This is a genomic window from Priestia sp. TSO9, assembly GCF_021029645.1.
Lineage (GTDB): Bacteria > Bacillota > Bacilli > Bacillales > Bacillaceae_H > Priestia > Priestia megaterium_E.
This window is the reverse complement of sequence record NZ_JAJEKD010000046.1, coordinates 1-336: the sequence shown is the minus strand read 5'-3', so window position 1 is coordinate 336 and position 336 is coordinate 1. Positions and strand designations below refer to the sequence as shown.

Annotated in this window: 1 tRNA gene and 1 rRNA gene; both read right to left on the bottom strand. The window is 47.6% G+C overall.

The annotated features are described in order from the left end of the window. Positions 1–51: 51 nt before the first annotated feature. Positions 52–127 (bottom strand) — tRNA-Val (locus LJC66_RS27535). Between the two features lie 99 nt (positions 128–226). Next, a 5S ribosomal RNA gene (gene rrf, locus LJC66_RS27530) occupies positions 227–336 on the bottom strand; the annotation flags it as partial.

Below are 336 nucleotides of genomic sequence, written 5' to 3'. Positions count from 1 at the left end.
ACCTACTGATTACAAGTCAGTTGCTCTACCAGTTGAGCTACACCGGCACGGTGGTGGAGGATGACGGGATCGAACCGCCGACCCCCTGCTTGTAAGGCAGGTGCTCTCCCAGCTGAGCTAATCCTCCGTGTATCATACACAATATTCATTGTATATTTTTATAAATGAGCCAAATAAAAAACCCCTAGACTCTTTTATAAGAGCATAAAAAGGGGTCTTATTCATTGCCTGGCAACGTCCTACTCTCACAGGGACAAAGTCCCAACTACCATTGGCGCTAAAGAGCTTAACTTCCGTGTTCGGTATGGGAACGGGTGTGACCTCTTCGCTATCGCC